Origin of the sequence: Comamonas testosteroni (genome assembly GCF_000761245.1) — a bacterium.
In the GTDB taxonomy this organism is placed as follows: Bacteria; Pseudomonadota; Gammaproteobacteria; order Burkholderiales; family Burkholderiaceae_C; genus Comamonas; species Comamonas testosteroni_C.
Genome location: NZ_AWOR01000081.1, coordinates 1 through 9,094 on the forward strand (window position 1 = coordinate 1; position 9,094 = coordinate 9,094).

At 54.2% G+C, this 9,094-nt stretch carries 4 protein-coding genes and 1 pseudogene; 3 read left to right on the top strand and 2 right to left on the bottom strand.

What is annotated here, in order from left to right:
* Both P353_RS23850 and P353_RS23855 read left to right on the top strand, forming a co-directional pair.
* Nucleotides 1-418 (top strand): annotated as a pseudogene (locus P353_RS23850) (integrase core domain-containing protein); the annotation flags it as partial.
* Nucleotides 419-827: 409 nt separating this feature from the next.
* On the top strand, nt 828-6,407 hold the full coding sequence (locus P353_RS23855; protein ID WP_034375274.1) for a DUF3320 domain-containing protein: 5,580 nt from the start codon (nt 828-830) through the stop codon (nt 6,405-6,407).
* A gap of 444 nt (nt 6,408-6,851) precedes the next feature.
* Here P353_RS23855 and P353_RS28580 read toward each other — a convergent pair whose 3' ends face one another.
* The gene (locus P353_RS28580) at nt 6,852-7,154 is read right to left on the bottom strand and encodes an H-NS family nucleoid-associated regulatory protein (RefSeq protein WP_080750666.1); all 303 of its coding nucleotides are present in this window, start codon (nt 7,152-7,154) and stop codon (nt 6,852-6,854) included.
* Between the two features lie 585 nt (nt 7,155-7,739).
* Complete coding sequence (locus P353_RS30375; RefSeq protein ID WP_080750667.1) at nt 7,740-8,012, bottom strand: helix-turn-helix domain-containing protein; 273 nt, start codon at nt 8,010-8,012, stop codon at nt 7,740-7,742.
* A 343-nt stretch (nt 8,013-8,355) separates the two neighbouring features.
* Between P353_RS30375 and P353_RS23870 the strand changes: the two genes are divergently transcribed.
* Nucleotides 8,356-9,094, top strand: a 739-nt coding sequence (locus tag P353_RS23870; RefSeq protein ID WP_034375282.1) for a dioxygenase, incomplete at its 3' end; no start/stop codon positions are given.

Genomic DNA, 9,094 nt, shown 5'->3' on the forward strand with positions numbered 1-9,094 from the left:
CTTTGTCTTTGACCGCACGGCCGAAGGACGCCGCATCAAGAGCCTGACGTTAGTCGATGATGCGACCCACGAGGCGGTAGCCATCGTGGCCGAGCGAGCAATGGGTGGCAATCAGTTGCGCTCGACCTGGATCAACTCGCCATCACAAGGGGGCTACACAAGGCGATACGAACTGACAACGGCAAGGAGTTCTGCGGTAGAGCCATGCTGAACCGGGCCCACGCCAGGGGGCAGTTGTTCCTCATCGAGCCTGGCAAGCCCAACCAGAACGCCTAATCGAATCGTTCAACGGGTGCTCCAGAGAGGAATGCCTGAATGAACATTGGTTCACCAGATCGTCGCGGCTTGGCGCCGGGAATACAACGAGGATTTACCTAAAAAGTCCCTCAGCGGACTGAACCCGGCGGTTTATGCCTAAAGGCTGATGTAGAACCCATTAAATTAATCCCTGGACTCCAAAGCCCAGTGCTACCGAAAACGGGGGGGCGTCGGGACCACCATGCGCGCTATGCGATGTACAGCATGTTTGATCTTCGCGCCGGCAGCGACTGATCGTGGTCGTACATCCTGAGGTCGCCGACACCTGATCTGCAGTGTTTGGAGCCACTCGCCATCGTCAATGGCTATCCAACATTCTGTCCACGAGCGGCTTTTGGGCCAAGCTACAGACCGCAGTATGAGGAGCGGTATCGCTTGCAGCACACTAGGGCTCGAAATAATAGACCAAGTCATTGGCGATCTGCATGTGTTGCAAAATGTTTGGCAATCACATGCTTTGGCTTTGTTTGCTTGAGCATTGACGGATAGCAAATATGGAGGAGAGGTAGATGTCGGACGAGAATTTCTCAATACTGCAAAGTGCAGCGTCGATCGAGGAAAAACTTGAGCGAGCTCGCACGGAGCTTTTGGATTTGTCTGCGCGCAACCGCCTACTGAACATACCTCGCTCAAAGACAGCCAAGCATATCGAGATCGTCGACGAACTTTCTGCTCATGTCTATCGACTTCTAGTTCAAGAGTCCAAAGCCTTCACCTTTGTCCCCGGTCGAGTTTCCAAGGCCGATGCAGCTTTGGAAGAAGCAGAGGAAACAGACGAAATCCCGTTGTCTCAGCTGGACCAGCCAGATGAGAGCGACGAGGCAGACTCGACTGGACCGCGCGCGCGGCATGTCGACACTAAACTGCAGACGCGCTTATCGACAAAGGGATTGCAGACCCGTCTATTGGACCTGTATCACGACGCACGCACACTAGAGGAAGAACAGGGCGTAAATGTTCTGTTCTTAGCACTGGGAACCCTCAAGTGGATAGATCCAAACAACAAAGAAAATGTTCGATTTGCACCTTTGGTTCTAGTGCCTGTGGAGCTGGAGCGTGGCGCTGCTGGCGAGCGATTCCGACTCAAAGCCAGACCCGAGGACCAAACAGCCAATCTGTCCCTTGAGGCTTATTTAGACAGGGTTCACAAGCTGAAACTTCCAGTGTTTGAGGGCGGTGATGACTTTGATGTGTCCGCTTACATGCACGATGTAGCGGCAGCAATTGCGACCAAGCAGGAATGGTCGGTTCAATCTGATGAGATCATTCTCGGATTCTTTTCGTTTGCCAAGTTCTTGATGTATAGAGACTTGGATCCGAGCAACTGGCCTGAGGACGCCCGCCTCACCGATCAGCCAATCGTTCGTTCCTTGTTGGGCGGCGGCTTCGCTGCTGCAGAGAGCTTGGTTGCAGAAGAATCATCGATTGACCCACATATTCCGCCAAAGGAGATGCTGCATATCGTAGACAGCGACAGCTCGCAAGCGCTTGCGGTTCACGACGTGCGGCAGGGACGCAACCTAGTCATACAAGGCCCACCTGGAACCGGGAAATCTCAGACTATTGCCAACGTTATCGCTTCTGCTATTGCTGATGGAAAGACGGTTCTCTTTGTCGCTGAAAAAATGGCCGCGCTGGAGGTCGTCAAGCGTCGACTGGATCAAGCCGGTGTAGGTGATGCGTGCCTTGAGCTGCACAGCCATAAAGCAAATAAGCGATCTGTGCTGGAGGAGTTGCGTCGCACTTGGGATCTTGGTTCGCCAAAGGGAAGTTTTCCGGACGCTTTGTTGGCGAGTCTTACTGACCTTCGCGACCTGCTGAACGGCCATGCACAACGTTTGCATGTATCGCATGGGGTGTCGGGTTTTACTCCGTACCAGGTCATTGGAAATTTGGTTCGGCTTCGGGCACAAGGGCAGCCGCCAACTCATATCCAGCTGGAAGGTGCACGCACATGGAGCTCTGATGACCTCGACAAGCGGTTGGCGTTGCTCGGCGATTTGCTAGAGAGACTATGCGAGATCGGTATCCCCGATGAGCATCCTTGGCGGGGTGTTGGCTTGGAGTCCATCTTGCCCACGGAGTTGGACCGACTGTTACCGTCCCTGCACACCCTGTATTCGGACCTCTCGGTGTGGAACAACGAGCTAACCGCATTGGCTGCTCGCTTTGAACTCGATGCTCCGAGCTCATTCATCCACGATGTGAGCGCATTGAATCAGCTAGCGCAGACGGTTGCCTCTGCGCCGTCTTTGGCTCCGCAGGCCCTGGCGTCAGAAGTATGGAGTCAGCCGGATCAGATCGCTGACCTACTTCGCGCAGGAGCACAGCTACAAGAAAAGCTAAATGAGATGCAAGCTTGGCTGCAGTCGGGCGCGATAGACGTACCCTGCAGCAGTCTGCCAAGCGAGCTGGACAAGTTACCTAACGGTTTTGACCAATCAGGCTTCGCAGCAGCCATCGAATTGAGCACTTTGCTCCCAAAACTCCAGGTTGAAGCTCAGCGGTTAGCGAAAGAGTTGGGTACAAAGGGCTCTACAAGCAGCTTGTTCGAATTGACCCGTTTGGCTACCACCGGTGAGCGCGTCGCGTTGGCTCCGAATGCATGTCCAGAGGCGTTCATTGCAACCATCTGGGAACAGGGCGTAGAACAGGCTGCGGAGCTTGTGCAGGCCGTCGCATCGCTATCCGCTATTCGCACTTCACTGTCTAACAAAGTACTAGATGGTGCATGGGATACGGACCTAGCCGCAGCTCGGCAGACGCTTGCTACCCAGACTGGTGTGTTCCGCTTCCTAAGTGGAGAATGGCGAAAAGCCAAAGCACTCGTGAAGTCATTGGTGCGTGATCCCAATCAGCCGATACCTGCTTTGATCGCCTTGCTAGATGAGCTAGCGCAGGGGCAAAAAGCTATGGCAAAGGTCCGGAGTGGCGATGCATTTGGGCGCTCGGCCTTTGGCACTGATTGGCAAGGAGAACGAAGCCAAGCAGCATCTCTGCTTGCGCTTGTCGAATGGATGCGTACTTTGCGAGGGTTGGGAGCCGAGCCACGCATTCTGGCCAGTCAGATGGCTGACCGCTCAGGCGTCAAGATTCGCTCTGAAATTGTCAAGCGCCTGATTGCCCAGGTGAAGGGACACATGTCCACGTTGTGGGATGCCCTGGATGAAAAAACTGCGGAGCATTTTGCTGGAGAGGTCTCAGCAGATCGCGCTTCCTTAGAGGCATGGCAGCAGATTGTGAACTCCGTCGTGGCTGTTGACGAGTTATTAGGCCGTTTGCTCACAATGAGGCCAGGCTCCAATGAGGCCGTCAAACAGCATGTAGCGCTTATCCTGGAATTGCAGGCCGTTGCGCAGGCGGTGGATCGGTCAGCTGAGTTGGGGTCGTGCGCATTTGCAGATGCCTTCCATGGGCGACATTCCAAGTGGCAGGAATTGCAGGATGCGTTTGATTGGTTGGTCCAACATCCTGCCGCACGGATGCATGCCGCGAGAATCGAAGATCGCGGCCAGGTCGCAGTTCTGACTACGCAGGCTGAAGTAACGGCAAATGCGCTCCACGCCCGTTTGATTCAGGTAGCTCACGTCCTGAAAGCCGATGCCACCACCATCTTCAAAACCGACGATGGCGATGACTTCCTGATCAGTGATGCACTCCGGACTTTCGAATCTTGGTTAGCCAATACAGAACAGTTGTCAAAGTGGGTAGCCTACAGACACCAAGCTCGAAAAGCATCCGAAGCCGGAATGGCTCAGTTGGTTCTTGAGCTAGCGAACGGTCAGTTACCCGCTGCCAGCGCACGTTCCACATTGGAGATGGCCTACTACGAAGATCAATTGCAAGAAGTCACAGAGGCGAACCCAGATATCGCCCGTTTCGATGGAGCACTACATTCGAGAGATGTCGGACGCTTCGTTGAATTGGATCGGGCTCGGATAAAGGCTGCTTGTGTGGAGGTCGCTCGTGCTCACCACCGCGGAATCCCTTCAAGAGAAGGTGGTGCGGGTCCCGTTGGTGTACTTAGAGGAGAGATGGCCAAGCGGCGGGGGCACATGCCCATTCGCCAACTGATGCAGCGCGCAGGCCCCGCCATTCAGGCGATTAAGCCAGTAATGATGATGAGTCCTTTGTCCGTTGCGCAGTTTCTTGTGCCTGGGAAGCAGACCTTCGATTTGCTTGTGATGGACGAAGCCAGTCAGATTCAACCGGTCGATGCACTCGGTGCGATTGCGCGCGCTAAGCAAGTAGTTGTCGTGGGTGACGAACGACAGCTGCCTCCCACCAAATTTTTCTCCAAGATGACCGGCGCAGAGCCAGAGGATGCCGACGAAACAACGCAGGTCACGGACATCGAAAGCATCTTGGGGCTCTTTGTGGCCAGGGGGCTTCCTCAGCGGATGTTGCGTTGGCACTATCGGAGCCGGCACCAATCGCTTATTGCAGTGTCGAACAGCCAGTTCTATGAAAACAAGCTGTTTATCGTTCCAAGCCCCTATACAAGCGAGGCGGGAATGGGGCTGCAGTTTCGCTTCGTCCCGGATGGAGTTTTTGATTCTGGCGGGACTGGAACCAATACAGTCGAAGCGAAGGCGGTAGCAAAAGCTATTCTTCAACATGCCACTGAGCATCCTGAGTTGTCTCTCGGAGTCGCGACGTTCTCCGTTGCTCAACGGCGTGCCATACAGGACGAGTTGGAGTTGCTGCGCCGCTTGAACCCCGTTGCTGAGAGCTTCTTCTTTGCGCATCCCAGTGAACCTTTTTTCGTGAAGAATCTTGAAAACGTTCAAGGTGACGAGCGGGACGTGATCATGATCTCCGTGGGCTACGCAAAAAATGCCCAAGGGTATATGGCTATGCGGTTTGGTCCGTTGGGCTCGGATGGGGGTGAGCGACGCCTAAACGTTCTGATTAGTCGAGCAAAGCGTCGATGCGAGGTGTTCTCCTCCATCACGGACGAGGATATTGATTTGGAGCGAGCGAAAGGGAAAGGCGTGTTCGCGTTTAAGCTTTTCCTGCATTACGCACGCACAGGGCGTATATCGATGGCCCAGCCTTCTAAAAGAGCGATGGACAGCGTGTTTGAGGAACAGGTTGCAGATGCTTTGCGATGTGCTGGTTATCAGGTTCACCCGCAAGTTGGCATTGCTGGCTTCTTCATCGATTTGGCGATTGCAGACCCTGAGAGGCCAGGTCGCTACCTGATGGGGATTGAATGTGACGGGGCCGCTTATCAATCAGCGCGATCTGCAAGAGACAGAGACCGTCTACGACAAGCGGTCCTAGAGGATCATGGATGGATCATTCACCGGATCTGGAGCACCGACTGGTTTCAGCGGCCACAAGAGCAGTTAGAGCGAACCATTGCAGCTGTAGAGGCCGCAAAAAAGGTACTAGATGAGCGCGCTGATAGTCCCTTACGTGCACACCGTGCAGTTCCCGTGGAGATTATCACAGTCGATCGCAACGACGTAACAGAGATTGGGCTTGTTGACGCTGCCGATACCTCGATAGAGCGAGGGCTTTACGTTGAAGCGATACCAGAGCGTCACGCTGAGTATGCACTTCATGAAACCCCGGTTGGTTTCATGGCAGAGCAGGTTGCCAAGATTGTCGAGATAGAGTCGCCGCTGCACTTTGACGAGTTGGTTGTACGTCTCAGGAATGCATGGGGACTACAGAGAGCTGGCGCCAGAATCGAAGCTGCCGTGTTGCAGGCGGTTGATTTCGCGGCGGTCCGGAAATTGATCCAGCGTTCAGGGCAATTCTTGATGCACCCTGAGCGGCCACCTATTTTGCGTGATCGCCAGTTGGTTCAGTCACTAAACCTACGCAAGTCAGAAATGATTTCTCCGGAAGAAATTGCTGCAGGTGTACTAAGCTTGGTTCAAGAGAACCTAGGGGCCACAGACGACGAGATTGCAAGCGGAATCGCTCGAGGATTAGGGTTCAAGAGCACTACTTTGTCACTCAGAAATTCCGTCAACGCGGTAGTGGCGGATCTCGTGGCTAGCAACTCCTTACGTCGTGATAGCTCAATGCTCGTAATTGGTGAGGCCTTGGCAGGCAACTGTGAATCGGGCCGATAGTCAAGCGTAGAAGTTCAGTTTTATCGCCGCTCATTGATCGATCTAGCGAAGTGCGGCCTTCAAGTGTTGAAAGCTTGAAGGCGGCTTTATACATTGAGGCAGTGAGCAACGTAAAAATGCAGAGCAGCTGGTTGTGGCCGAGAGCCTCCATCATTCTGAGATGATGCCTAGCCGATGAGGGTCTTGTTGCAGATCTTCAGTAGCTCCCGCCTAAAAGCTGCTTTTTTGTAGCAGACTGGCCTCCAGTCTCTACGATAAGCAGACTCAGTGACACTGGTTCCTAGACTAGGTAGTGAGTAGCATCTGTCCCTAGGCCTATCTGTTAATTTCCTGCCATGGGCATCCACTAGCACTACGTGGGGTCTGTTTTGCGTGGAAATCAACAGTGACACTTGCACCACACAATAAAAGTGGCCGTAGTGGCCACTTTTTACTGTCGCAGAGTCATGAAATTTCAAACAGCGATCGATCCTTGTCCTTAATCCAGGTCGGGGGCTTACCACGCCCAGTCCACGTTTGGCCCGTGCTTGGGTCACGATACTTTGGCGCAACCGGAGATCCAGCGCTTGACCGCTTGTGCTTCGTTGCAGAAAAGATGTCGCTTTCGGTTAGTCCAAACGCGTCAATTAGCTTTCGGATTTCCTGCACTGCTCCAGCGAGCTCTGCTTTTCTGGCAGCAGCTATCTGCTGCTCAAGTTCCGCACGTTGTGCCAATAATTCTTTGTATGAACTCTTGGTAGCTGTCATTTTTGCTTTCTAAACTTGGTTAGGAAGACGGATCGCAATGGTGACCCGCTAAAAGCTAATTTTGAGGCACATGACGCATCATTGGAAGCTTACGCGTAAATTACTTTTTCGTTAGGTTGGGTCGCGCGCAGAACGTCCAAGACTTTCAGGGTCCCTCAGAGTCTCAAATTCATCCTGAGCGTCTGCTACCTCTGGGACTTTGAGTGTTGATTTCCACTCGAAACGGTCCTCGTCCACGGCTATTTAGTCGCTTTGGAAGGGAGCAATAGCCACTCAGCACCATGTGATGCATAGCTGTATGAGGCCGCATGATGCTGCGCCAGATGTATTGGATGCATTTGCTTACGATGCCGCGCTAGATAGCAGGTGACGCGTACAGCAACAGGTATGTGGCGAGCGGTCGGCTGATTGGGTGCGAACCGGCTGGGCGGACAGTAAGCACCGGAAGGTTATAGGCTTCCTTCACCATATCTACCGCACGATCGGGCAGACACGATGTCTAAGCTGGCCTGTGATTTGCGCTGGAAAACGGCCTTACAGCAGTGCGGGATGTAACTCGCTCAGAGGCGAGTTGCGGGCTAATAACTAGGTGACCCGCGGCCGTAAGGGCGGGGGCACCCACGCCTCCTCAACTAACAGCAGGATGTCCTTGTTGCCCAGGTAGTAGGTGCGCCCTTCATCGGTGATGGAGAGACGGCGCGTTGTACGCTGTAACAGCCGCACACCTAGCGATGCCTTCAAGTCTTCAACCTGTCGCGAGACAGCGGGCTTGGAAAGACCGGTGGAATCCATGGCCTCGATACAACTGCCTACATGCACCGTCGCGACGAGAGTGCGCATAGCTTGAAGTGTATGCATTGTCTCTATTAGGGAGACAATCTGTCTCGTTTTAAGTTGTTTATCTCCTGACGATAAACAAATAAATTAATGCATGTACGTCATGTTGCTCAGGACTTCTGTAATGCAGCCCCCGAAACCACTCATTGTTTGGAAAAAGCTTCATCGTGAGCATTACCGCCATGGGCGCAAGCAACATGGGCTCGGGCTTTGTCAAGTGGCTAGCCAATGACGTAAGAGGTCTGAAGAACGTGCGTTGCCTCAAGCCAAGCGCGGGCCCAAACATCGGCGCAGGCTAGGGCATGCAGATTGCCCCCACCCGGATTGACCGCGCTTAGCCTGTTTTTGAATTTCGGAGATAGCCATGACTTTACCCTGCCTTTTTGTTTCGCACGGAGCTCCTACCTTTGCCTTGGAGCCCGGCCATGCAGGTGCACTGTTGCGCGAAATTGGCCGACGCATAGAAGCGCTGCCTGACATGCGTGCTGTTCTGGTGGTCTCGCCGCACTGGCGCACTCATGACCTACAGATTAGCTGCAGTGTCCAGCCAGAGACCATTCATGACTTTGGTGGCTTTCCAGCGCCGCTGTATGCACTGCAGTACCCCGCGAAGGGTGCTCCTGAAGTGGCGCAGGAAGTGGCAGACCATCTCGTGCAAGCGGGCCTGCCTACCCAGTTGAATTCTGACCAGGGCTTGGACCATGGCGCCTGGGTGCCACTGATGCATATGCTGCCGGGTGCCGCGCTCCCAGTATTTCAACTGTCACTTCCCATCGAAATGCGCGCTGCCGATGCCCAGGCGTTGGGTCGTGCATTGGCTCCGCTGCGCGAGCGTGGGGTGCTCATCGTGGGCTCTGGCAGTCTCACACACAACCTGTATGAGATTCGCCAAGCTGGCGGTAATGTGTCTGCTGATTACGTGGACGAGTTCGTCCTCTGGGCACGTCAGTCGGTTCTGAAACACGATCAGGCTGCATTGGCCGCCTTCCGAGAGGCTCCGCACAGTCGCAGGGCGCATCCCTCAGATGAGCACTACCTGCCGTTGCTGGTAGCAGCGGCCGCAGCCAGCTCAAGCGACCCGATCACCGTCATTGACGGCGGCG